General features: G+C 43.1%; 16 protein-coding genes and 1 tRNA gene. 10 read left to right on the top strand and 7 right to left on the bottom strand.

The window, feature by feature from the left end; translation table 11 throughout:
* The 5 genes from R4I06_RS01815 to R4I06_RS01795 all read left to right on the top strand — a co-directional run.
* The coding region (locus R4I06_RS01815) for a hypothetical protein (RefSeq protein WP_334413796.1) at positions 1-768 on the top strand (768 nt) is incomplete at its 5' end.
* 41 nt (positions 769-809) lie between these two features.
* The gene (locus tag R4I06_RS01810; protein ID WP_334413795.1) at positions 810-1046 is read left to right on the top strand and encodes a hypothetical protein; all 237 of its coding nucleotides are present in this window, start codon (positions 810-812) and stop codon (positions 1044-1046) included.
* Entirely contained in the window at positions 1040-1474 is a 435-nt protein-coding gene (locus tag R4I06_RS01805) for a hypothetical protein (RefSeq protein WP_334413794.1), read from the top strand. The genes R4I06_RS01810 and R4I06_RS01805 overlap by 7 nt, the downstream gene beginning before the upstream one ends.
* A gap of 79 nt (positions 1475-1553) precedes the next feature.
* Positions 1554-3041: a hypothetical protein gene (locus R4I06_RS01800; RefSeq protein WP_334413793.1), complete on the top strand. Its 1488-nt coding sequence runs from the start codon at positions 1554-1556 to the stop codon at positions 3039-3041.
* Between the two features lie 1168 nt (positions 3042-4209).
* Positions 4210-6501, top strand: coding sequence for a hypothetical protein (locus R4I06_RS01795; protein ID WP_334413791.1), 2292 nt, complete (start codon positions 4210-4212; stop codon positions 6499-6501).
* A gap of 779 nt (positions 6502-7280) precedes the next feature.
* Here the strand turns inward: R4I06_RS01795 and R4I06_RS01790 are convergent.
* Together R4I06_RS01790 and recO are read right to left on the bottom strand one after the other, a co-directional pair.
* Positions 7281-7874 (bottom strand): hypothetical protein, encoded by a 594-nt coding sequence (locus tag R4I06_RS01790; protein ID WP_334413790.1) that lies wholly within the window; start codon positions 7872-7874, stop codon positions 7281-7283.
* A gap of 97 nt (positions 7875-7971) precedes the next feature.
* Positions 7972-8712, bottom strand: coding sequence for a DNA repair protein RecO (recO, locus tag R4I06_RS01785; protein WP_334413788.1), 741 nt, complete (start codon positions 8710-8712; stop codon positions 7972-7974).
* Positions 8713-8836: 124 nt separating this feature from the next.
* Here recO and argS point away from each other — a divergent pair, with 124 nt between their 5' ends.
* Together argS and R4I06_RS01775 are read left to right on the top strand one after the other, a co-directional pair.
* A complete protein-coding gene (gene argS, locus R4I06_RS01780; RefSeq protein WP_334413786.1) occupies positions 8837-10576 on the top strand; it encodes an arginine--tRNA ligase in 1740 nt (579 codons plus the stop codon).
* A 1568-nt stretch (positions 10577-12144) separates the two neighbouring features.
* Positions 12145-12330 (top strand): hypothetical protein, encoded by a 186-nt coding sequence (locus R4I06_RS01775; protein ID WP_334413784.1) that lies wholly within the window; start codon positions 12145-12147, stop codon positions 12328-12330.
* Between the two features lie 81 nt (positions 12331-12411).
* On the opposite strand, the gene R4I06_RS01770 is transcribed toward R4I06_RS01775, so the two are convergent.
* From R4I06_RS01770 to R4I06_RS01750, 5 genes are all read right to left on the bottom strand, one after another.
* A tRNA-Met gene (locus tag R4I06_RS01770) sits at positions 12412-12487 on the bottom strand.
* 262 nt (positions 12488-12749) lie between these two features.
* Complete coding sequence (locus R4I06_RS01765; RefSeq protein ID WP_334413783.1) at positions 12750-16367, bottom strand: ankyrin repeat domain-containing protein; 3618 nt, start codon at positions 16365-16367, stop codon at positions 12750-12752.
* A 491-nt stretch (positions 16368-16858) separates the two neighbouring features.
* Complete coding sequence (gene murB, locus R4I06_RS01760) at positions 16859-17761, bottom strand: UDP-N-acetylmuramate dehydrogenase (RefSeq protein WP_334413781.1); 903 nt, start codon at positions 17759-17761, stop codon at positions 16859-16861.
* Between the two features lie 90 nt (positions 17762-17851).
* Positions 17852-18745 carry a hydroxymethylbilane synthase gene (gene hemC / locus R4I06_RS01755; RefSeq protein WP_334413780.1) on the bottom strand — a complete coding sequence of 298 codons (894 nt, stop codon included), beginning with the start codon at positions 18743-18745 and terminating at the stop codon, positions 17852-17854.
* A gap of 75 nt (positions 18746-18820) precedes the next feature.
* On the bottom strand, positions 18821-20128 hold the full coding sequence (locus R4I06_RS01750) for a bifunctional folylpolyglutamate synthase/dihydrofolate synthase (RefSeq protein ID WP_334413778.1): 1308 nt from the start codon (positions 20126-20128) through the stop codon (positions 18821-18823).
* A gap of 345 nt (positions 20129-20473) precedes the next feature.
* Between R4I06_RS01750 and gatA the strand changes: the two genes are divergently transcribed.
* From gatA to prfB, 3 genes are all read left to right on the top strand, one after another.
* Entirely contained in the window at positions 20474-21952 is a 1479-nt protein-coding gene (gene gatA / locus R4I06_RS01745; RefSeq protein ID WP_334413777.1) for an Asp-tRNA(Asn)/Glu-tRNA(Gln) amidotransferase subunit GatA, read from the top strand.
* Positions 21953-22125: 173 nt separating this feature from the next.
* The gene (locus R4I06_RS01740; protein WP_334413776.1) at positions 22126-22878 is read left to right on the top strand and encodes a YebC/PmpR family DNA-binding transcriptional regulator; all 753 of its coding nucleotides are present in this window, start codon (positions 22126-22128) and stop codon (positions 22876-22878) included.
* Between the two features lie 189 nt (positions 22879-23067).
* Positions 23068-24193 (top strand): peptide chain release factor 2 gene (prfB, locus tag R4I06_RS01735; RefSeq protein ID WP_334413774.1). Its coding sequence is split into 2 segments (ribosomal slippage): positions 23068-23133 and positions 23135-24193, totalling 1125 coding nucleotides; the frame shifts between segments, so codons are not numbered across the junction.
* Positions 24194-24649: the final 456 nt, after the last annotated feature.

Here is a 24649-nt window from a genome sequence, read left to right as displayed (position 1 = left end):
GTTGGTGCTGCAAGGCCGGTAATTGTCAAGAGTGGTGAAAGCTCTGTAAGCAAAAAAGATGTTGTTGCTAGCGCGCGCCACGATAAAAGTGGTGTAGGTAGTAGTTCTCTTCTTGCCTGTGGTGTAGCGAATTCTAAGAATGGCCAGAGTTTTGTTAGTAAAAAGGATGTTGCGAGCACGCCGAGTACTACAGGTGTAAGTGGTGGCTCTCCTAGTGTTAGCAATGAAAAGCAGGTGAGTTGCAAAAATGGCCAGAGCTCTGCTAATAAAAAGGATGTTGTTGCTAGTATGCGCCATGACAAGAGTGGTGTAGGTAATGGTTCTCTTCGTGTTGCTGGCGCAGAGCCAAGGCCGATGAATTGCGAAAGTAGTAAGATACCTGTGAAAAAATATGTTGCTGGCGTGTGTCGCAACGAGAGTGTTGGTAGTGGCTCTCTTATTGTTAGTGTTGGAAGGCCGGCAAACTCCAAGGGTAGTAGGATACCTATAAGCAAAAAATATGTTGCTGATGTGCATCGCAGTGAAAGTGTAGATAATGACTCTCTTCGCGCTACTGGAAGATCGGTAAGTCGCAAGGGTAGTAATATACCTGTAGTAAAAAATCTGTACTCGAACTTGGTCAGCGCGCAGCGCGATGGGTGCCCTGAGTGTGGACGTGTTTCGGGTTTCAGGATCATTCGTAAGCGCGAAGGTGTGAGTTCTCTGCTCTTGGTGCAGGAGGTGCCGCTTTCGTATGTGGGTACTGCTAGTAGATCGCATAGATCATAGCTTACTTCGCGGTGTGTGAACTTTGGAGGTGGATGAGATTCATGGCAGAGGTAAAAGGACAAAGGAGTAGTGGAGGTGTCTTTGATGCCTCCTTCAATATCAGGAATCTTGTACAGGTTCCTGGTGTCCTTACTGCTATGGAAGGGCTGACAAAGTTGGCAGAAGGTGTTGTGGGTTCTCGTTTTAGAGAGCTTGAATTTTGTTGGGAGATCGTGCGCAGTGGTTGGAGTGCGATCTCCTGCACTTCTTATAGTTGTATTGGTATTAGTTTATGTTAAATGCTGTTGCTCCTCGTGTTCTTCGTTCTTTTACGATGCTTCTTAGTAGGAAGGTTTCTTCCGGTAGGCCGCCCTCTGTTTCTAGGCCAGTTGTCCTCCTGGAGGATATTCTGTCGGATCTGGCGAACGAAGGTGATGTAGCCTCTGGAAGTGAAAAAGATGTCACCAGCGTGTACCGCAATGATAGTGTGGATAGTGCTCCTATTCGCGCCGGTGTGAAGCTTTGTAGTAAGAACTGCAGTGGGTGTCCTCGCTCCGCTGCGAATTCCAAGCTTAAGAACAAGGTCAAGGTTGAGGAGCAGCTTCATGCTCAAAAGGTGAAAGAAGAAAAAGGAGAGGAGAGTGGGCGTGTGTATGGTCCTTTGCTTGAAGATTCATTCGTTGCTCGAGTGAGTGGGGCTATTGATGCGAGATTCCGTACGAGGTAGAGCGAAAGGTATATAGGCTACTTCGTAGGTGTGTTTGTTTGCTGTGGTGTGTGTGTGAACTTGGGGGTAGACAGAATTTATGGTGGAAGTAAAAGTAAAGAAGAATGTACGGGGAATTGATAGTGGTATTTTTGATACCTTCTTCAGTCTTAATGATCTTGCACAGATTGCTGGCGTTCTTACGGCTACGGAAAGATTGTCAGAGTTGGCGGATGATATGTATTCTCGTTTCGGAGAGGTTGAACTTTGCCGAGAAGTCATACGTGGCGTAAGAAGTGCTATCACCGCTATATATACTATGGGAGGTGTATTGTATTCTGTTCCCATAGCGCAGAGAATGCTGGACAAATATGATGTGGAACTGAGTACCTGGACGCGCTTTAAGATGGGTGCCAGGTTCTACACAAGAAGAATGGTTGTCATGTGGATTCTTGCATCCATACTCTCTGCTGCTGCTACCGTTCTTTTAGTTGCTCGGTTTGTTGCTGCCGCTTACGGCGTCGCTATGGGGACTGTACCCGTTGCTGCGCTTGGTTATTTGGCTGCAGCTATAGGTGGCGTGTGCCTTCCGCTGACTGCATGTGTGTATATGCTAAAGCAGATTGGGTTTGTTTACGACAGGTTTGTAGAATCTGTGAAGGTTGCCAGGGCCATTGCTTATGATGAGCGCACCGGCGTGAATGCCATTGATGAACAAGAAGATTGTTTGCCTTCTGCTTACTTTGTGCACTCCGTGTCCGATTATGACTTGAGGAAATCTCGGCAGCTTGTACGATCATCGTCCGTTTGCCTAGCGGTTGCTATAGTATCTCTGTGTTTAGCATTCTTACTTGATGCGCTGTTCCCGCTTAAAAGTGGCGTTGCGGCAGCAGCTGGTACAGTGGCCCCCAGTTTAACACTGTGGTACGATTTTGTAGTTGTGGGCCTATCATTCATGGTTGGTGCACTTCTTGTAGTATGTGGTAGTTCGCAGTTTCTGCATGATAGTGTAGCATTGACACAGTTGAGAAAGGCTATATTGGAGGCCGTAGACGCGAAGGTCTTGCTGCGAGATAACGCTCATGTTGCAGAACAGGAAAATGAAGTGGAACAGGAAAATGAAGCGGATGGTATAGGGCTTCAAAACATGAGTCCTGGCTCGCTTAATCCTTTTGAAGAAGAAACGGACGAGGAACCGTGCTGCAATATCGCATCTGTAGAGGATGATGATGTGCATGAGGAAGTGGTGTCTGAAGCTGCCGCTAACGACTGTATCTTTGTTGCTTCTGAAGAAGCAGGAGAGGTGATCAGCGGTACTGGTTCTGAATCAGAGGGTAAAGTGTCTGCTGCGGATATGCAATCCTGTGACGCTGAGGAAGGAAGTGTGCCAGTCGTTTCTGATGCTGCGGAGCAGCAGAACATGCATGAGGTAGTAACAGAAACTAGCGAGAAGACACCTCAGCGAGAAGAAGATCTTATAAAAGACAAGAGCGGTGAGCGGGAAGCTATTGCTGCACTGGATGATGTAATCTTAGCGTCTGCTTGCCAAGACGCGGAACAAGAAGTTGCGAGGCGCTCGTTTTTATAAACATAACGGGGAGCAGTAAGCTGCTATCAAAGTGGGTTATCTGCTCTCCTCTCACTGAAGATCACTTAAGTTTTGCTTTAGTATATCGATGACTAGAGGTTGTCACAACTTGTAGTCCTGAATTTTACATGGGTTGTTGTGCAGCCTCTGGGTTGATATAACTTCATCGTCTCCTATGAGAAAAACACATTTTAAGGCAGCTACAGTAATGTCCTGCGCTGTAATTCACAGTGTTGTTGAAGCAATCATATTAATAAATTTATTTTTTGTATTTAGCTTATACAGCTGAATTGCCACTTGTAATCTCCATACAACTTTCGATAGCACATATGATCGTCATAGATAGCTGCCTACGAGATTCAGAATAATATTAAGAATTTTACTTTTTTTTTTAATATAGTCCTGTTTGCTTGATGTAGATCCTCATTGTCTCTAAATTCACTTTGTCATCTAGGTGCTAGAGAGGTTGTGGCCTCTTATAATATTGCAGTACACGAATGTACGCATAATACTCCTCCGCCACTACCTGGACACAATGGGTTCTTTACATGATTTGCTTATTAAGTGTCCTGTAAAAAAAAATAGCCCTATAAAAAGTCAGTACAAAAAGATAAATACTATCTAACATTGGCACAATCCTCGAATTTAGCATGTGTAGCCAATCTCAAATACTCTGAAATATTGCATTTTCTATAAGGAAAGAACCGCACTACCCCACTACACTAAGGGGCAACCAACACTCCTTACTCTGGCTCTTTTTGCGCTATGATAAAAACTACTGCATACAAGCCGTACATCGCATGGTTTTATATCATCTTCCATTTCCATGTAAATATTTGCTCCTGATAATCTGATCATCAACAAGCTCTAGGGCGCATTATACACCCGCATATCTTAAAATACTAACGCAAAGCACTACTACATCGATAACACATGTGAAAACTTTGTTTTATATATTAAAATGTTAATATATACACGCCTTAATTGCGCCTCTTAGGGCTCTCTGTACAGCTAATCATGAAATTTATCAATATATTTTAATAAAAGTAAATAAATTATACACTTGCATTTTAATTGATGTTATTATCTAGTTAATGAATTTATTAACTTAAACACAATGGGTGGAGATATAAGAAGAAGCACTGAAAGCGGTGCGAGTGGCGAGCATGTGTCGGGTGTATCCATTGTTGAGGAATGTGCTTTTCGTTCTATACTGGACTCAAAGTCAAATAATCTCTATAACTTTTCAACACAGGCTGCAAAGCACGCAAGTTACTATGCAAGCGGCACAGTTGACGCAGAAGGCGTCTATCAGCTGCTTTGCGATGCTATATCTAGTGTTCTCATCCCAGAGCATCATATTAGTTGCGCTCTTAAGGCAGAAGAGAGGCATGAGCAGGTAAGGAGTGGATATGAAAGTAAGTTTTTATCATTAGGTTCATATTCTGAGATAGCTTTTTCGGAAGTTGTACATGTTTGCAAGAATCATGACACGCAGGATTTCACTTTTTTACGTCCATATCTAAGGGCGCATCATTCTCTGTACATTTTTAAATATACATTTGGTGCTATTGAAGCTCTCATAGCGAAAGATGAGGCTTTTCTCGATACTTCTACATTCAGTTTATTGTATGGATCTTTTTCTGAGCATTTTGAAGCTTATAAGGACTTTTCCTACGAGAATAAGCCGCTAGCGATGTATTTCATAGAGGAGCATGATGTACTTTATGCTGCGCTCTCGAACCGAGATCGCAAGAAATTTTTTGAAGCGATGCATGATTTAACACTAAGGGACTCCTCAACCATTAGGACTATTTTTTGCGTTTTAGCCCACCATATGCCTACTTTCAGAAGTATGTATAACAATCTTTTGTTATGTGCGCTTTTTTATTCCAGAAATGAGTTATCTTCATTTGCTGAACAAAAACATTACATAGCCTACAACGCTGAAATTGCTATAAATGTATTATTGAAATTTAGCACAAAATTCCGCAAAGAAGTAAGCAGGTTGTTACGACCTGAGGCGCCTGATGATTTAGTGGAGAAGGTTACCACCCAAAAAGATGTGGAGATTATCTTAAGAGGCATGGGCGATGATTTGGAGAAACTTGTTTCAAGCATAGACATGCCTGTATACGGAGATGTTGATCCATCTAAATTCAGCGGTAGTAACGACCTTGAGAAGATAGCTGCGATGCATCTAATTCTTTATCCAGGCTCTACTATAAATGGAGGAGACATACTCTTAGGCGATGAAAAGCTGTATATGCTACATGTGGACAGCGGAAAAATAAAGCCCACCTATGAGCCATTAACAACCTTTAGCGCAAAGCACAAAAAGATTGCAATTATGGAGGATATACAAAAGATTTTCTCTTCTTTGCAGGAATTGTGTGGGCACCTGGATTGTGAAACGTTTATAGAAGAGCTTAGGACCTACTGTGCTATGATGCGCAGCAAGCATTACGCTATCCAAATACAGAATGCTATAGCAAGCAGGGTAAAACAATTACCTGAAAATACAGAGCTGAGCAGGGGAGATCTTCCAACAGTTGCCTTTGAGAGCATATTGCCTAGGATAGTGGAAATTGAGGAATTTTTACAAGATGAACTTATGGTAAAGATAACCATACAGTTCACTAGATTTCTGCACAATTCAGAAAAGCTTATACTTTCTGCGCCTGATTTTTTGAGAATATGCGGGTACTTAGACACCAACAATGCTTCATTTATAAATAACTGTGCTGCTCCCACTGCTCTATTAGACCATATAGAGCAAAATTATAAACATTTTGCGTCACTTGCCACTAAAGGTAGGTCGTCTACAAGACTGCCAAGCCCAACATCTAGACGTCGAGAGAGGGATCCAGAGCTTCGTAGCGACAAAAAATATAAAATATCAACACTCAGTAGTGGGGAACGCAATTCCGCACTTAAGCAACTTTCGGCACGTTCTATTTCACGTATCATATACTACATCTTGGTGCGCATTTCTCCGATATTAGCGCTCACTAGCATTACGTTCATTATATGTTTTGCTCTAACATATGGCGAAATGTCATTAGCATGTGCTCTTATGGTGCCGATAACATGTGCATTCATTATATTTCTTGCTACATACGTTCGGGAAGAGGCTACGAAAGCGGAAAAGAAGTACATAATGTCCATACCTCCTTCTACTGAATTGGCAGTAGGTGATAGCGCTCCGTCAACATCTGATGAAGTGCAAGCGCAAGAAGAAAATAGTGCTTCTTTGTCTACATCTGAACCTGTGGCTGCTATAAGTGGAGCTATCAGAAGTGAGACACATGAGCCCACAGGGCATTTGGCATCTTTAGAGGAGGTATATGAGGTGAGTAATGCTACCGCCAATGCCACCTCCCTTCCTAGAACTAGCAGCACTCTATCGCTACCTAACCTTGAGAAGGTAGCCGCTACATCTGTATGTCATTCAATATGATATCACATAAACAAAAGAGAAAGGTGACTGCTTATGCTAGCACTATATGCTGCTTATGCCCCTTAGTTACGTGATTATATACTATATGTAATGCAGCAACATCTCGTGGCTATGAGATCCCTGAATTTGTGGTTATCTAAAACACTGAAAGAGTAGTTGCCGAACCTGTGGCTGCTATAAGTGGAGCTATCAGAAGTGAGACACATGACATCGCGTAACCATGGAGCACGTACTGCAGATACTATAGATTTTTCGCACATCAATTAGTTACATTGTGAAACACATGTAGTGCCTCAAATATATTGCGGCCCATGAACATGAATTTGTGGTTATCTAAAACACTGAAAGAGTAGTTGCTGAATCTGTAGCTGCTATAAGTGGAGCAGCCATTGGCAGTAAGCAGCATGAACCCGGAGAGACACAGGAACACTATAGAGTTATTAGTATGTCCCTTCTTTATGATATTGTGACACACACGCTGGGCCATGACATCTTGGATCCTGAATTTGTTACTACCTACATTGAGAAGGTAGGTAATGCTGCCGACAATGCCACCCCCTTCCTAGAACTAGCAACACTCTATCGCTGCCTAATCTTGAGAAGGTAGCCGCTACATCTGTATGTCATTCAATATGATATCACATAAACAAAAGAGAAAGGTGACTGCTTATGCTAGCACTATATGCTGCTTATGCCCCTTAGTTACGTTGTGATACATCTGATGTGCTACTGCATCCTGCGCTATGGGCACTTGAATGCATGACCACAGATCCAGAAGATTAACGTTGCATTCCTTCGTCGTGCTCTACATGCTCATGCGATGGTGAAGGCGAAGGTGAATAATGATGCTGATACATTCTTTCCTCTCCTTCTTCAGGATAAGACATGCCTTCCATTCCCCTTGCCGCATGCTCTATAGATTCGTCCGCGTGAGGATACTGATTAAAATCCCACGGATCATGCATACCATGACCACCTTCCATATGGTCCTGCATGCCATCGTGTTCTTCACCTATGGGCCCAGCTATATCTCCCCCTCCATCTCCTCCTAGTTCACCACCACCCTGCATGCTCTCTATGAGTGCAGGAAATCCGAACAGGGTACCTTTGGAGGGACCGAAAATACTAAACTGCAGTGGGATATTCGCTCCTACAGTGACAACTGCTTTTTCAATTCCACCGGCTAAACTACTCGCTATATCGTTTTTTAAGGCCTCTGATGGAGTGGCCATAATGGCATTCATTATAGCCAAAGCCGACTTATCATCGTCTTGATGCTCTCCAGCGGTCCTATCGCGAGTAGAATCAAGTAAGGACTGCACACTCGCTATATTTGGCCCCATGTTCTGTTCTTGACCACCGGGTAGTGCCATAGTTTACCTCCAAAATTTTTCCAGTCTATATCATAACAATCACTGAATGGTGAATAGCAAAATAAATTTCTATAAATCACGCTACCAGCCGCACACTCTATGCACTGTACGACTTAGACATCTTGACCATCATTCTTCTGTATTCCAAAAAATTGCGATTGCCAGTTAATAAATACCTATGTAGAAAAAAACCCAATATCTTTATACCGATGTTAAACTCTTCTACGGAGCAAGAATCCACATGTCTATTCCCACAAGACAGATTGCTCAATATTTCCGGTAATGGGAATAGCTTATCTTCATATCCAGCCGCCGCTGCCTTGGATATAGCCTTGCCGGTCTTGGGAGAAATAAACAATAGCTCATCGGTAGAATCGTTAACAGCACATCTCGACAAATCCAGTGCAAATCCTAGCTGTGCGAGCAATTCCAACTCTACTTTTAGGTACTTAACTTGCCAGTCAGATCCATTTATAACCTTGGTAAACTCTTCTAGGCGGGCATATAAGATGGGATGTGGGTCATTTTGAGGAAGAGCTTCATTAACTACCAAAGCTAGCGACGATATGCACATCATCTTTATTCTATCTTGAAAATAAGTATGAAAATAGGACGATACAATCTCGCAATTGCAGAAAAAGCCTAAATTGCTTTGAAGCCTCGCTCTCCAAGTCACTGATACAAAGTCCCACACTTGGACTTTTCTCTTGTCTAATTTAGCCAAACCTCTTTGTAAACCTCTATCCTCTGTAAAGACAGATAGAATTACACGTGTGTCGCCGTACGTTCTGACTCCTACTACTATCCCCGTACCTTGCCATTGCATAAGACTGAACACGTGTCCCAATACTGCAGTATAGACACCATAAGAAAAGTGCTGTCAAGAGCATAAAAATACTTTATTACATGACTAGTTTTTTTGCACTAGTCGTACCCTATTATATTAACCAGTTGATAAAGTCATGTTACCTGAAGATTGCGCAGATTTATTCGGTTATTTCCGCGATGAAATAATAAAGCGGATTTCTCTATCGGTAGACAGTGTCTCATCTCTACCGGAAGATATATTGAATAAGATCGTCGTATTGCCGCCAGTAGAGAAAAATTACGGTGATATATACACAAATGCTGCACTTGTCCTCGGGAAATTTCAAAAAAAAGCTCCCATGGAGCTGGCAAAAAGTCTCACAAGTATTTTTAACGAGATTCCAGGTATAGACGAGATAAACACCGTAGCGCCAGGGTTCATAAATTTTCGTTGCAGTTTGCAGGTATGGCATAATGTCATCAGAACGGTAAATAAGTTTGCAAGAGACTACGGAAGGGTTGATATAGGACGTGGAGAAAAAATAAATGTGGAGTTTGTTTCTGCAAATCCCACTGGCCCACTACATGTGGGACACGCAAGAGGCGCTATATTCGGCGATGTACTTGCAAATTTGCTAAAATGGGCCGGATACGACGTCACAAAGGAATACTACATAAACGATGCTGGCAATCAAATCAAATCACTTGTGGAGTCTGTATACGTAAGATACGAGGAAATTGCGAATTGCAAGAGTATCACCCACGCAATACCCTATCCTGGTGAGTATCTTAAGCCAATAGCGCAGGCACTGTTTGATAAGTATGGTCATGATCTTGCGAGTCACGCTGAGAGAGAAAAATTAATAAGAGACTTCACTCTAGATTACATATTGAACCTAATAAGAGAAGATTTAGAACTCTTGGGAGTGGAGCACGATATCTTTACTTCTGAGCTTGAGTTACAGCAAAGAAAAACAATAGAAAAGTGCGTAGAGTACTTAGAAAAAAAGGGAGTAGTGTACGAAGGAACTCTAGAGAGGCCTAAGGGTATTGAAGATGGTGTAGAATGGACGCAGAGAGTACAAAAGCTATTTCGATCTATGGATTTTGGTGATGATTCAGACCGTGCACTTCAAAAAGATGATGGTACGTGGACGTACTTCGCGGGAGATATAGCGTACCACTTCGATAAAATTTCAAGAGGGTTCTCAAATATGGTCTTAGTGGTCAGTTTTGACCACAAGGGTTATGTATCGAGAATAAACGCTGCTGTAGAAGCGTTGAGTGATGGACAGGCTAGCATAACTGTCAAGCTACACAACATGGTAAACTTTCTGGACAACGGGCAGCCCGTAAAAATGTCAAAAAGAAAGGGGGAGTTTCTCACTATCAAAGACGTTATAGAAGATGTTGGTAGAGATGTGACGAGATTTATAATGCTCACACGCAGAAACGATGTTGTACTTGATTTTGATTTTGCTGCAGCGCGTGAGCAGTCTAAGGATAGTCAAATATTCTACATTCAGTATGCTCATGCAAGAATTTGCTCGTTGATTCGCACTATCTCCGATGTACTACCCATAGAAAAGGTGGATTTCTCTGCCATATCTTCGGAACCCGAGTTAGCCCTGATAAAGTTATTGGCAAAATGGCCCACCATTGTTCAGTCTTCTGTGAGAACTTTTGAGCCTCACAAGATAGCATTTGCTCTCGTTGATATAGCTGAAACTTTCCATACACTCTGGGGACATGGTAGCAAAGACCCGAGCATGCGCTTCTTGACTCCGGATCCTAATACATCCTCTGCCAGGGTTTATCTGGCAAAAGCTACTAAGCATGTAATAGCGGCAGGATTATACATATTTTCCATAGTTCCTATGGAAGAAATGAGGTAGCAGTAACGTATCACCAAGAAGAGGATACCATTATCTGTCCAGAAAGATGCACGTTCTTTGGTATGTTTTGGAATAAATGTACCACGCAGAACTAAAAAGCTGTGCCAAATAAAAGATATCCAGCAGGTATCTCAGGGAGTAATGAGGAAGAAGTAACGTATTACGCAATGCAGTTCATATGACGAAGAAGTTGAACACGGACTACTGCCAACTAGCTATCAATTTGTTTTAAGAACGAATGGTTGGGTAGATAGGCACATTACCATCAAGAAAGATATCCATATGGCGAAAGCCATGTACCATACAGAACTTGGAAGTTGTACCAAATAAGAAATATCCATCAGGTGGTAATAACGGCGGGACTGTCAATCAGGCAAAAGTAACTATCACTTTACTGCGAGAAGTATACATACCACTAGTGACGCAGCAGCAGCGTGCCACAATATGATAAAGAAGTTTAAGGTCACTCTATCCTTCTTGATATGGATTAAACTTTTCACACGGTTCAGCGCCACGGTAGCCTGACAATGAAGCTTCGACAATGTGTCACAATATGATCAGGAAGTTGGATGCCACAACCTTTCTTGATATAGCCACTACTTTTCGCGCAGTTTGGGCCACGGCAGCCTAACGTGCCTCAAAATAAATGACTGCGGGTGATTAGATACACATACCATCAAAGATATCTAGCCTTCGATAACATACGGCAATGCAGTTCATTACCTAGAAAGTTGACACCATTACTGTCCCAGAAAAATGCGTATCCTTCTATGTTTCTTGAAGTAGATGGTTGCGTGGGAGATGGGTGCACATTATTACCGTCAGGAAATAATAGCCATCCCATGAATGTGCGCAGTAACGTGTCACACAAACTGGGAAGCCGTACAAATAAATGGTCGTGAAGAATGGTAAATTATGCAGGAATAAAAGCACCGTATCGCACAGAACTGAGAAGCCGTACAAATAAAAAGATATACGGCGTCTCTACTAGTAGCAGGACTGGCTCATATAGGCAGAAGTGCGTGTTACCTACTTTACCCTTCAGTGAATGAAACAACACCTCAGACCCGGTCACAGGAAGCTGGAGACACCATTATCATCAGAAGGATGCATGCCCTTCATGGGTACATATCACCATAAAAATATCCGGCTTTCGATAGTATCCGGCACCTATAATGGAAGGAGGACTATAAATGAGGCAGTAGAGACTACAACAATGTGGTAGTAAGTGGGACGCCACTACTTTTCTTGATATAGCTGAAACTTTTCACACGGTTCAGCGCACGGCAGCCCAACATACCCATTAAAACACAAATGGCTGCAGGTGATCGGATACACATTTTGCCATCAAATAGATATTAAGCTTTCTACGATTTTCGGCAATGTAGTTCATATGATGAAGAGGTTGAGCACAACCTGCCATCAACTAACCATCGATTTGTTTTGAAACGAATGATTGCGGTGGATAGGCGCATTACCATCAAGAAAAAGATATCCATATGGCGAAAGCAATGTACCACACAGAACTTGGAAGCTGTACCAAATAAAAGATATTCGACTGGCTATCGATGTTTCTTGAAATAAATGGCGTGGACTCAAACCATAGGCCTTCAGGTTATGAGCCTGCAAAAGCGTTGTATTCGTATATCACTGCCGGGAAGATATCTGATTCTCATGAGAGAGAAGAAAAACGCATCGCAAACCAAAAAGTTGAGCATGGGTTACTGTCAGAACCGGCTTTCAATGAGATATAAATAACTCGCACATGATCAGGAAGTTTACAGACATTAACCTTGGCGGCAAGGCACACGTCCTTCTATGTTTCTTAAAGTAGATGGTTGCGGGGGATGGACTCGAACCATCGGCCTGCAGGTTATGAGCCTGCCGAGCTACCAACTGCTCCACCCCGCGATAGTGTATATCGCACTCACATATATCTAAAGCGCCTGACAGCCTAGCAAACTATTATCCCTATATCAAGAGATTTCTGCCCGATAAAACAACATAATGTTGGAAATTGAGCAAGCACGGTCAGACAAAGCAAAGCGCTGATTGATTTTCTTCAAAAAGCACACGACATAATGAATTATTGCTGCATCACACATAGATGCTCATGTGCAAAAAAGAAGGAACAGGAAGAGAAATACATCCCTTCCGTCCTTCTTGCGCATTGTTATCTACTAACGCTACCTCTTCTTCCTTGCTGTTCTGCGACATTTCTACTGTTGAGAATGGCCTCAGCCATGGATTCAGACCTCGGTTCAACACCATCTGTCTGTAGCTCTCTCTTATCAGACCCTTTTTCCGGACCGGGAACCCCGGTATCATCGCATGACGACACACCTCTAAGACCTTCAGCATTCTGAAGCAACTCTAACCTAAGGTCTATGTCCTTTTCTATCTCTCTCATGCTTGCGCTTATTTTGTCATAGACGCTAGAAGGACGAACTGAATGTTCTTCCTCACTATGACTCTGCGTATCTGAGTCATACCCGCTCTCATTACCTGAGAGAGAAGCATCGCCTTTACCTTTATCAGGAGCATGTACAGCAGGCTCTTCTTCTGCATGTTGTACTTTCATCTCCTCCGCATCGGAACCAGTGAATTCTAAGTATCCATCATCTTGCTCAACGCACTCTTCACGAGCTGCATTTTGCCTGTACTCTATATTTTCATAAATTGGCTCTTCCATCTCTTGATCAACATCCGGCTGCTCGTAGAGATTCTCCTCTTCTTCAAAATCGTCGAAATCGTCGGAATCGTCAAAATCGTAGAAATCTGCATCTGATGGTGTAGAAGTGGTACTACTTAAAGAATCGCTGCTGCTACTTAAAGAATCACTGCTGCTAATGCTGCTCACAGAATTCTTTCTTGATGGCGACAGAGCCTTTTGTTGTAAAGAAAGCTTTCTAGATATCTTTCCCTCACATATACAAACTGTATTACCCTCAGTGTGGGGTATATTGTCTGGCACAGTGAAGGGAGTAAATCCAGCAGCAGGCGCAACTGTTCTACGCTGCATTTCTTTAAAGGTAGATCTACGAGCAAATAATTTCTTTTGACGTAAGGGTGAGTCCTTGGGAACGAGATCACACGGAGTTCTACCTTCACTGTCAACGACGGAAAGCTGAGCATGTTTCGTCATCAGATATTCACAAACCTCTACACTTCCCTTTTCTGCTGCCAAGTGAAGCAAAGTGGTACCATTCTGATCCTGCGCGTTAACAAGCTGCTTAAACGAATGAAACGTCAAATACTTCCTAGCTTCCTTTAGCATTTTTATAAGATCTTTCTCACTTACCTCTGGGCTCCTAGCCGCAGCATGCAGCACGGAAGAGAGATCCTGTCCATTAACATGCACTAGAGTGTCTGCGTTCCATCTGATTATTCTTTTAAACATCTTCAAATTGCCACTTCTTGCAGCCCAGTGCAGAGGAGTATCACCATTAGCGTCAGCAACAGTAAGACTTCCTCCCTTACCGGCAATCCAATCTAGCGCACCTCTACAATTCGCCTTCACAGCCATGTGAGAAATCGTACTACCTTGCGCATCTTCAGCATTAGGATCGGCACCAAGAGAAAGCGCTGTTTTTATCAATTTCACGCCCTTGTCATGAGTATCAGGACCAGTAGTTATGTACCTGTTCATGAGAGCTACTAATGGGTTTGTCTGCCCCTCAGGAACATTTGCATTGAGACTCAATCCACGCTTTACAAGGTACTTTAAGTTACTTTTACCACTATATCCATCCAAGCACCCACCTTCTATGGCCACCGTCATGAGTGTATCTCGACCAAAAATTTCCGCTACCGAAGCACGGTTTAGATCGATAAATCTCTTAGCCAGTCTAAAATTACCGGCCCCCAATGCTTCTGCTAGAGCATTGGTCTGCCTCCCATCTCGCGAAACCAAAACACTATTCACGTTAAGTTGACATTGCCTTGCAACGTAATCTACTATATCACTTCTGCCTCTCCTAGCAGCCTCAATGAGAAGCATACCGTGATCCGGCTCCATATCTACCAACACCTTTAGAGATCGAAGCGCTATCCTACTGCTCTTTGCCTCACGTATAGCATATACAGCCGGACTTATATCGTCAGGATTATCAAGGGCAAATACTGTTCCTTTCCGGTCTGGATTTTTTTCTCTTTTCTCAATAAAGTCCTTAAGTGCCTTTTTATCACCGGCTTTAGCTGCATGATGGAAAACACCTAGCCCATCACGTGATTGCGCCTCAACGTCAACATTAGGACTCGCAAGCAAAACCTTCATGGCAGCATCATTACGTGTCTTATAGGCCATCACAAGAGGGATATCCCCTCCTTCAGCCATTCTTTGATTGATTACTGCTGCACCACACTTGTGGTGATTAGCAAGAGCTTTCAACTTTTCTAGCGCAGATTTGCTTGAAGCACTGTTAGAAACCAGCATACCTGACACAGCCCCTGCTGTATATGATTGCGATGAAACTGCTGTTACAGGTGCGTATTCTAATACTTTCTTAAAGATATCTAGAGAACCGTGCATAGCGGCAGTGTGGACAGGAGTGTTACCCGCCTTATCCTTTACTTCAAATACATGCTCCCCACATCTTGAGAACGCCTGGTCTACAACATACTCAGAAAAAGAATCGCCAAGGGCCCTATCAGTGTCCCTAACCGCCATGTGAATTATCGTTTCCCCTATAACGTTAGCGCTCTTGGTAAAGAGTTCCACGTTTGACTCTTCTCCATTTACATCATATTCCCACGCACCTTCACTTAAACAGTCTCTGAGCATGTCTTCTGTGCATTTAAGATGTCTTCTAGCAGCATACGCAATTGGAGAAATACCAGCCTTATCAACACCATCGTGCGCACTTAAAGCCTCTGAACATTCCGCAAGTCCACTTTTAACGCCAGGTGCAGGCTTTCGGTTATATACAACTTCCCTTACCTTGCCATAAAACTTTACCAACTCCGCGTTAGAAAGCTTACGTGCAGCAACGTGCATAACGTTCTGACCTGCAGCGTCCGCAACATTTATGTCTGTCGAACCGTTCACCAGCTCATACATTGTTGAACTGTTTTTCGCAGAAACAGCGGCATGTAGCGGCGTATAACCATCAACATTCTGAGTGTTCTGCTCCTCGGGAGTACAAACAGCAAGAAGAGCCTTCATGTTCTCGGCAGCTTTCTTGCCTGTGGCACATGCAGCACTGTGTAAAGGAGTGTTTCCATCCTTATCTACCGAACTAAGAGACGCACCTCTACCGATTAAGTATTTAATGAAATCAATATCTCCTGCCTTGGCACACAAGTGGTGAAGAAGAGTTTTGCCATCATCTCCCATAACTGCATTTACGGCACCCTGCGGAATTAAAGATATAATTGCTGCAGCCCTCTCAAAAGATTTCTCTGATTCCTTAAGAGCATTCCTGAGACATTCCTGAGTACGTACTGGGTTTCCTGCTACATCGTCTACACCCCTAGGAAAATACTTCTCTTTCACCTTACCGAGAGTATCCCATGCACCTTGTATATCAGGTAACATAATGTCCAAAGAGCACTTCTTCTCATCAAGAATGTCCAAAAATTCCTTTTCCCCAGAAAGTGCAGCATAATGCACCATGGTTCTCCCTTTTGTGTCAATCTTTCTATCATCTAGGTAATTACGTGGAAGATCTTCTACACTTTCCTTGAAAGCCTCAACATCTCCTCGAAGAATGGCATTTAGAGCTTTTCTAGCATCATCTTCATGGCTATTAATAGCCCAACTTTGACGGGTACGCATACTGTTTTCTGTCATACTTCTAACCTTTAAATAACAACGAGAATACAAGGCTCAAACGCTAAAAAAGACAATCCACCGCAAGCGGCGGACAGCTTGTAATTTACAAAGTTAGCTAAGAGCAGAAGGGACCTGGTCAGCGCCCTGTGTTAAAATCAAACTCCAGGGTAAAGTTCCGACAAGCGAATACATACTCCTGCGCCAATAAGGTCCTAGGACACGAAACTTATCTTCGGCATCACAACCCTTTTGTGGTGACACTTATGTACAGAGCCACCGCACAAAATATGGTGTGGTGAATATTTAAACATCACCACTCAACTATGTTTAGATTGTATTACTCTAAATATTAATTTCTTATAAAAATAGAAATTAATTTATTGCGCACAATTCAAATCATGCTTCACATTTCAGATATAAGCGCCTCACTATCGCATAGTCTATGTCAAAATTATGCCAAGTGATACCTATAGACACGGACGAAGGCTTTATCACTGTTTCTGGGGTTATTACCTATCGCCCAAAAATCTAATATTCCACTCTAAATCTTTCCCAAGAACGCCCCTTACTATAGAAAGAACCTTATTTCCCAAATTTTCCAATTCTCTTGAAGTGACTTTTCCCCTATCTTCAAAAAAGTTGCAGTGCTTCTCCGATATGACCGCATTCCCTAACTGCATACCCTTGCACCCAGCTTCTTCAATTAGCACACGTGCTTCCTTCTCCCCTTCAGGATTGCGAAATATGTACCCCATGGCTCGCCCGTGTACAGGCTGCGACGAACTTCTTTTCAGCGTAATCTCCTTCATAGTAGATCTTATGCTCTCTACATCAGAAGGAACACCTTCAAAAGTGGCCTCCGTGAATATCCATCCTCTTGATAAACCACCTTCCTTATCGTTGATTTCTGCAATATCATCGGGAGATAAGGTGCAAACTTCCCCGTAGCTATTAACTGCACGAACCGAGCGAAGCAAATCATGGATGCTGCTTCCATATGCACTTGCATTGGTTGCTATAGCGCCCCCTACAGTTCCTGGTATGCCTACGCAAAATTCAAATCCTGAAATTCCATTATCCATAGCAAATAACGACACATCCCTTAGTGTTGATGCACATCCTACAGTTACTGTGCAGCTATCACGACTTATGTTTTCAAACTCTCGCCCTAACTTTATGGCAACCCCCCTTATGGCAGAATCTCTTATGATAACGTTTGAGCACATTCCCACTGTGTGTACAGTAAAATTCGTATTGCCTAAGAAGTGTGCCAAATCCTCTTCATCACTTGGGCAAAAGAACACATCTACAACTCCTCCCGTGCCCATCCACGCGAGATTACGCATTTTAAATCCTTTCTTACAGGATCCCCTTACTTCTGGAAGGTTATTCCATCTGGAACCATAAGACATCGTGTTTTCGCAACCTTATGAATCTTCAACACAGCACAAAGTTATGCTGCGTGCCAGCATACTCATACTAATAGGCAAGTCAATATCTCTTTAGGATGACAAGCGTCCCTTCAGTTCTTCACCCATTTCAGTACCCACTTTTTCAGCGTCACACTCATGAAATGTGCGCTCAGAAAAGACCATACGCCCATTGTTTTCGGCTAACATGCATTTCATATTCATCAAGTCATCGGTTAAATACTGCGCCTTAGCGGCTAATGGCGTATCACAAGATCCATTAACAGCCCTTAAAAAACTTCTTTCTGCTAATACTTCCATAAAAGATCTCTTGTGCGACAATTCTTGTAGAATCTTAATCATCGCATCATCACTCTTCCTGCACTGAATGCATATGGCCCCCTGCCCTACTGCTCCTAACATTACATCTGTAGGCAGTATTTCACTTATAACTTCCCTCTTCGATATTCTGTCCAACCCCGCTTCTGCCAAAATTATCCCAGCATATTCGCGCCTATGGACCTTAGAGAGCCTGGTATCTACATTTCCTCTAATAGGAACAACTTCGAGATCTGGACGCATAGCTAATAACTGAACCCTTCTCCTAACAGAAGAAGTACCCACCCGTGACCCAGTGGGCAGAGAAGCAATATTGCTATACTCGAAAGAAACAAAAACGTCTGCAGCCGAGCTTCTAGGTAATATACATGGAATTTCCAGATCCTCAGAGTAATACCCAGGAACATCCTTTACAGAATGAACAGCCACGTCTATGGCTCCTCTAATGAGCATCTCCTCAATTTCTTTAATGAATAACCCCTTTCCTCCAATATCATATAGAGGCCTATCTTTAATGATATCCCCAGTGGTTTTGACTTTTACAATGCTGCTTTCTGTCCCTGGAAACTTACTCTGCAGTGCTTTTTCGACAATTTGCGCCTGGATAAGAGCAAGCGTACTACCCCTAGTACCTATTCTGATAGTCATAGTACAAACACATAGTATCCATTAACAAATATCATAGCGTTTAACATATGCACAATACACGGTCACCTGCATAAGCTATCGACAATCAATATCAACGTTTTCTCTAATCATGTCCCCAGCCAAAAAAAGTGACCCGCAAACCAGCACTGTAGCTTTTACGCTTGTATTTCCTACAACAAGAAATTTTTCTATCGCGGACTTAATATCTTTCTCAGCAGATGCATTAATATTCAGCGTTAATGCTGATTTTAGTATATCCTCAGCAGATTGCGCTTTGTATTCCGATTTCACGCATACCGTACACAAAAACGTTATATGCTTTTTTAAAGGAGAAAGGAATTCTCTCACGTCTCTCTCCTTTGTCATGCCTAATACGACATACAGTTCTTTAGATTCTAGATAAGTATTTATCCAATTTGCAAGCGCCTTAGCTCCGGCAACGTTATGCGCGCCATCGAGAAATAACCGCCAACGATGTGGCAACATCTTGTGCAAGCACCCAGAGCGTATTTGCTCGAGTCTGGCAGGCCATTTTGCTGTAACCAAACCCTGTTCTATATCTTCAGCACAAATTTCATAGCCAAATTTCCCCGATAATATGCTACACGCTGCTATGGCGTTTCCAGCATTAACAACTTGGTGATCTCCCAACAGTGATGGCAGCGGAAATCTATACTCACTCATAGAATTTTTAAAAACTAGATTTTCACCGTCCCTTGTACTGAACCATTCAACGCCTCCCCTGTACAAAGGGGCCTTCCTTTCAGCTGCGTGATACTCGAGAGTGCTCATTACAGAGCTAACCTGTGGTGCAGACACACAAGTTACTCCCTCTTTCATTATACCTGCCTTTTCGCCGGCTATAAGCTCGACTGTATTGCCTAGAAAGCTCGCATGATCCATTGATATAGATGTCACTATAGATAAGATAGGATCTACTACATTAGTAGCATCGAGCCGGCCTCCCATTCCTACTTCAAGAAGCAAAATATCAGCCTTTATCCTCGAAAAAGCTAGCAGTGCAGCAGCGGTAGTGGCTTCAAAAAATGTCACTGGCATACTATCATCAACGGCTATTCTACATTCCTCCAATATCTCATACAGGTATGAATCTGATATCCTTGTGCCGCTCAGTACAATCCTCTCATTAAACTCTGTAAGATGTGGCGATGTATAAACATGCACTCTAAGGCCTGCAGCACGCAGCATATACTCTAAAAAGGCTATAGTAGAACCCTTTCCGTTTGTACCTGCAACATGCACAACTGGTGGAAGACTCTTTTGTGGGTTACCTAACCTGCGTAAAATTTCTGAAATCCTATCTAGGGTGACGCCCTCAGGCTTAAACTCCAAAATCTTTGGCCAATGAGGCATATATACCATATGCAGACCCAACTACCACCACAAGTCCTATATATCCCAAGCCGCATAACACTTCAACTTTCTAGGAGTAACTCTTGTCATCACGTTAATGCACTTAATGCCACTATGTCTCATCATGTTGCGTTGGGACCATGGCCGTTGAGTATCGGCTAACCACGTGTTTCCCTGGAAGTGGTCATGTCGTGCGTCATACCTTTGCTATCGGTGAATGCACGTTGCACTTTCCGCAAATGCACCTTAACTCGCCATATCTCAACATGTTGCGTTAGATACGGGTGCTAAATTAAGTTGCCTTGCCTGCAGAGTATGTTAACCTCCCATCGCAATCGTGTACTTTGATCTGCTATGAATAAGGAATTGCTCAAATTATCTATATTGGAAGCGCATGCTTGTCTTAAGAAAAGAGAATTCTCTTCTCGCGAGCTGTTAGAAGCGTATATAGACTCCGCGGAAAAGAGCCAGCTAAATGCGCTTATAACAAAGACCTATGACCTCGCCCGCAAGAGTGCTGACAATGTAGATAAGATGATCGCTAATGGTGAGGATATCCATCCACTTGCTGGGATGCCTATCGGAATAAAGGACCTCTTTTGTACAAAGGGTGTGCGAACCACAGCTTGCTCTGCCATACTGAAAGACTTCGTCCCCACATACGAATCCACGGTATCAAAAAGGCTTCTGGATAGGCATATAAGTATGATAGGAAAATTGAACATGGATGAGTTTGCTATGGGCTCAGCAAATACTTTTAGTTGCTTTGGACCGGTGAAAAATCCTTGGAAGGGTATTAACGGTGAAGATCTAACTCCTGGTGGATCATCAGGCGGATCAAGTGCCGCAGTCTCTGGGCTTGAGTGCATAGCAGCAATAGGAAGTGATACTGGAGGATCCGTAAGGCAGCCTGCCGCACTATGCGGTATTGTCGGAATCAAACCTACATATGGCAGATGTTCAAGATGGGGGATGATAGCATTTGCTAGTTCTTTAGATCAAGCAGGAGTATTGGCCCGCACAGTAGAGGACGCTGCTATTGTCCTCTCTGCCATATGCGGACATGACGAGAAGGATTCAACATCTCTTCCGATGGATGTTCCAGATTTCCTGAGCGGCCTAACGGGCGACATAAAGGGGAAAAGGATAGGCATACCTTTGGAATGTGAAATCCCTGATAATCCTGAAAAAGAGGAAGTTTCTGCAATGTGGGATGCAAATATCAAATACTTGCAGGATTGCGGGGCTGAGATAGTGAATATAAGTCTGCCTCATGTAAAGTATGCGCTGCCCGTATATTACATAATAGCGTCATCTGAGGCGTCTTCTAATCTTGCTCGCTATGACGGAGTTAGGTACGGAGCAAGAGTTGAAGGAGAAACGATAGAAGAGATGTATGAGCTCACAAGAGGAACAAATTTTGGAGAAGAGGTAAAACGTAGGATCTTGTTGGGAGCGTATGCGCTATCTCTTGGATGCTATGAGGAGTATTACGATAAGGCTCAGAGGGTGCGCAGCAAAGTGGCTTCTGACTTCAATGAGGCATTTAAGAAAGTGGACTACGTACTATCCATTACTACGCCAAGGAATTTCATAGGATTGAACGAGAAGTTAAAACCCTTAGACAGGTACTATAGCGATGTGTTCACCGTCCCCGCAAGTCTGGCGGGTCTACCTGCCTGCTCCGCACCTTCCGGGATATCGAAGCATGGGCTACCTATGTCGCTGCACATCATAGGCAACTATTATGATGAATGTGGAATCCTGAACTTGGCACATGTCATACACAAGCGCTCAGGAAATCTGCTAAAGCATCTACACAAATGTCTGTAGATATGGTTTTACTGGTACACGGCAATATAACTAATCAAAGAAATGTTGCTTTCGTTGAATATAAATGCTGATTCTGGTAACGTGTTGTGTGCAACCTTATCCAAAGTAGTGTTGCACAAGGCGCAGACATAGGTAACGGTTGTATACTTTTGTAGTGGGGAGAGAAGAGTATTATGGCAGGTCATTCACAGTTCTCGAACATAAAACATAGAAAAGGAGCTCAGGACGCAAAGCGGTCCAAGCTGTTTACAAAACTGAGAAGGGAAATCATAATTGCAGCGCGTTCTGGATCACCTAATCCGGAATTTAATTCCAGGCTAAGAGCAGCTATAGCAGCTGCTAAAGCGGAAAATTTGCCTAAGAATAGGATTGAAGCGGCACTGAGTAGCGCGCAAGGCAATGCAGCGGATGACAGTTACGAAGAAATAACCTACGAAGGGTACGGTCCTTGTAACGCTGCGATTATAGTGCATACATTAACGAACAATCGTAACAGAACGGCGGGAGAGCTTAGGCACATATTTTCGAAATATGGAGGAAAGTTAGGAGAAAAGGGAAGTATAAGCTACCTTTTTGATCATGTTGGCACGGTAGTATATAAGGCTGAACAGATAGAGGATTTTGATACTTTTTTTGATGCTGCCTCTGCTTTAGGAGCAACAGATATCGAAGAATACAAGGATGATGGCTGTAAGTTCTATAGGGTAATATGCGACGTTGCTGACTTTGGTAAGGTAAGAGACAATTTGTACGAAAAGTTTGCCGATGGAGAAGTGGCAAGGCTATCCTGGAAACCTAAACAAACAGTTAAATTGGCTTCAGAAGACGCTTGTACGAAATTAGCAAATTTCTTAGAAGACCTGGAAGACAATGACGATGTACAGCGCATAGAAGGAGATTTTGAATTTCCTGAAACGGAGGAATGATTTTGTAAGCGCGTATATTTACCTTTGCGTGTTGCTTTTCTCCTCCCTATCTGTTAATATGTTGGCAGTTTCCTAACTATGGCATTTATGTTAAAGCTACTGTTTTGCTTGTTTGTTTTCTATGTGGTTTTCAGTGGGCTTACTTCTAATAGAGCGTAGTTAGTAGTATATGTAGTTTGGTTTTTTCTCATGCAGTCTAGAAGGTCTTTAATTCTTGAGGGAATTTCCGTCCTTTCGGAAGATCTGGCTTCCGTAGCGAGGTGTCTTTGACTTAGATGGTCTGAGAGATAGGCTATCTTCGCTGGAGTCTAAGTGTTCTTCTGAATCGTTGTGGGAAAACCCTGAAGATGCTAGGGAGCTGTTGGCAGAAAGAACCAGGGTTTCTGAATTATTATCTTCTTTTCTTGACCTTGAACGCGAGTGCGATGATCTGAGCACTTTGTTAGATATTTCCTCATCTGATGAGGATGATAGCGAGTTTCTTTTAGAGCTAGAGAGAAATTTTGTAGAGTTAAGAAAGCGCGTAAATCGTCTAAAAGCTGAGTGCATGTTTAACGGGGAAGCAGATGGCAGCAGTTGCTTCTTGACCATACGTGCTGGGGCTGGTGGAACTGAGAGCAATGATTGGGTGTGCATGCTCTTACGCATGTATACTAGATGGGCTGAGTTATTTCACAAATTCACTGTAGAAATAGTAGACAAAATAGATGGAGAGGAAGCGGGACTAAAGTCGGTGACCGTGAAAATCCTGGGCGACCGCGCCTATGGATGGACAAAAACTGAAAGCGGCGTACACCGACTGGTACGGATATCTCCGTTCGATTCATCTGCCAGGCGTCACACAAGTTTTGCAAGCGTAGAGGTTTCGCCGGTAACGGACGACAACATTGACATACAGATATTAGACAAGGATATCAGGATAGACACATATAAGGCTTCTGGTGCTGGAGGACAGCACGTCAATAAGACCGAGAGCGCAGTACGGATAACGCATATTCCTTCGGGCATGGTGGTACAGTGCCAAAATAGCAGGTCTCAACACCAAAACCGAGCTGAAGCTTACAGTCTTCTAAAGAGCCGCCTCTATGAACTGAAGCTTCAGGAAAAAGGAGCTAACATGGCTTTGGAGCACGGGAACAAATGTGAGATAGGCTGGGGTAATCAGATAAGATCCTACGTTATGCATCCATATCGCATGGTCAAGGATTTGAGAACTGGGGAAGAAACTGGAAACATAACATCGGTACTAGATGGAGATCTAGATCCCTTCATCAATGCAGCACTAACAAAAAAGCCTTCTAGCAACAAATCCTAACACAAGGCTGCACACATTTTTAATGTGTAATGAAGCTCTAATAATGGTCAGGGAAGCAGCAAAACTACCTGTATGAAATGAGTCCCCAGTAATGAGCTATTAAAAGCAGCTAATCCATCTCTATAAATGGAGTTCAGGAAAGGGAGCAACATGGCTTGAGACATGAAAAACATGAAAATCTACTGAAAAAGAAAGCTTGCAGAGGGCAGGGGCTAGGGGAGTACCCCTTCTAGCATGCCCCTACATATTCTTCTCGTGTGAAAGAAAGCTCGAGTAATAGGCGTTGCAAGTAGCAGAAAAAAAAGCTGGCATGAGTGTAAAAGAAAGCTGGGGTAATGCCTCAGGGCTTAAAGCCCACATATTCTCCCTGCACAAAATGAAGCTCCTAGGAAAAAGGAACTCTAACATGGCTTTGGAGCATGTGAAATAGGATGGGGAAAAGGAGCGAACATGGGC

The sequence above is a fragment of the Anaplasma bovis genome, assembly GCF_036903315.1.
In the GTDB taxonomy this organism is placed as follows: domain Bacteria; phylum Pseudomonadota; class Alphaproteobacteria; order Rickettsiales; family Anaplasmataceae; genus Anaplasma; species Anaplasma bovis.
The sequence above is the reverse complement of the archived record's forward strand: the minus strand, read 5'-3'. Positions and strand labels throughout refer to the sequence as shown.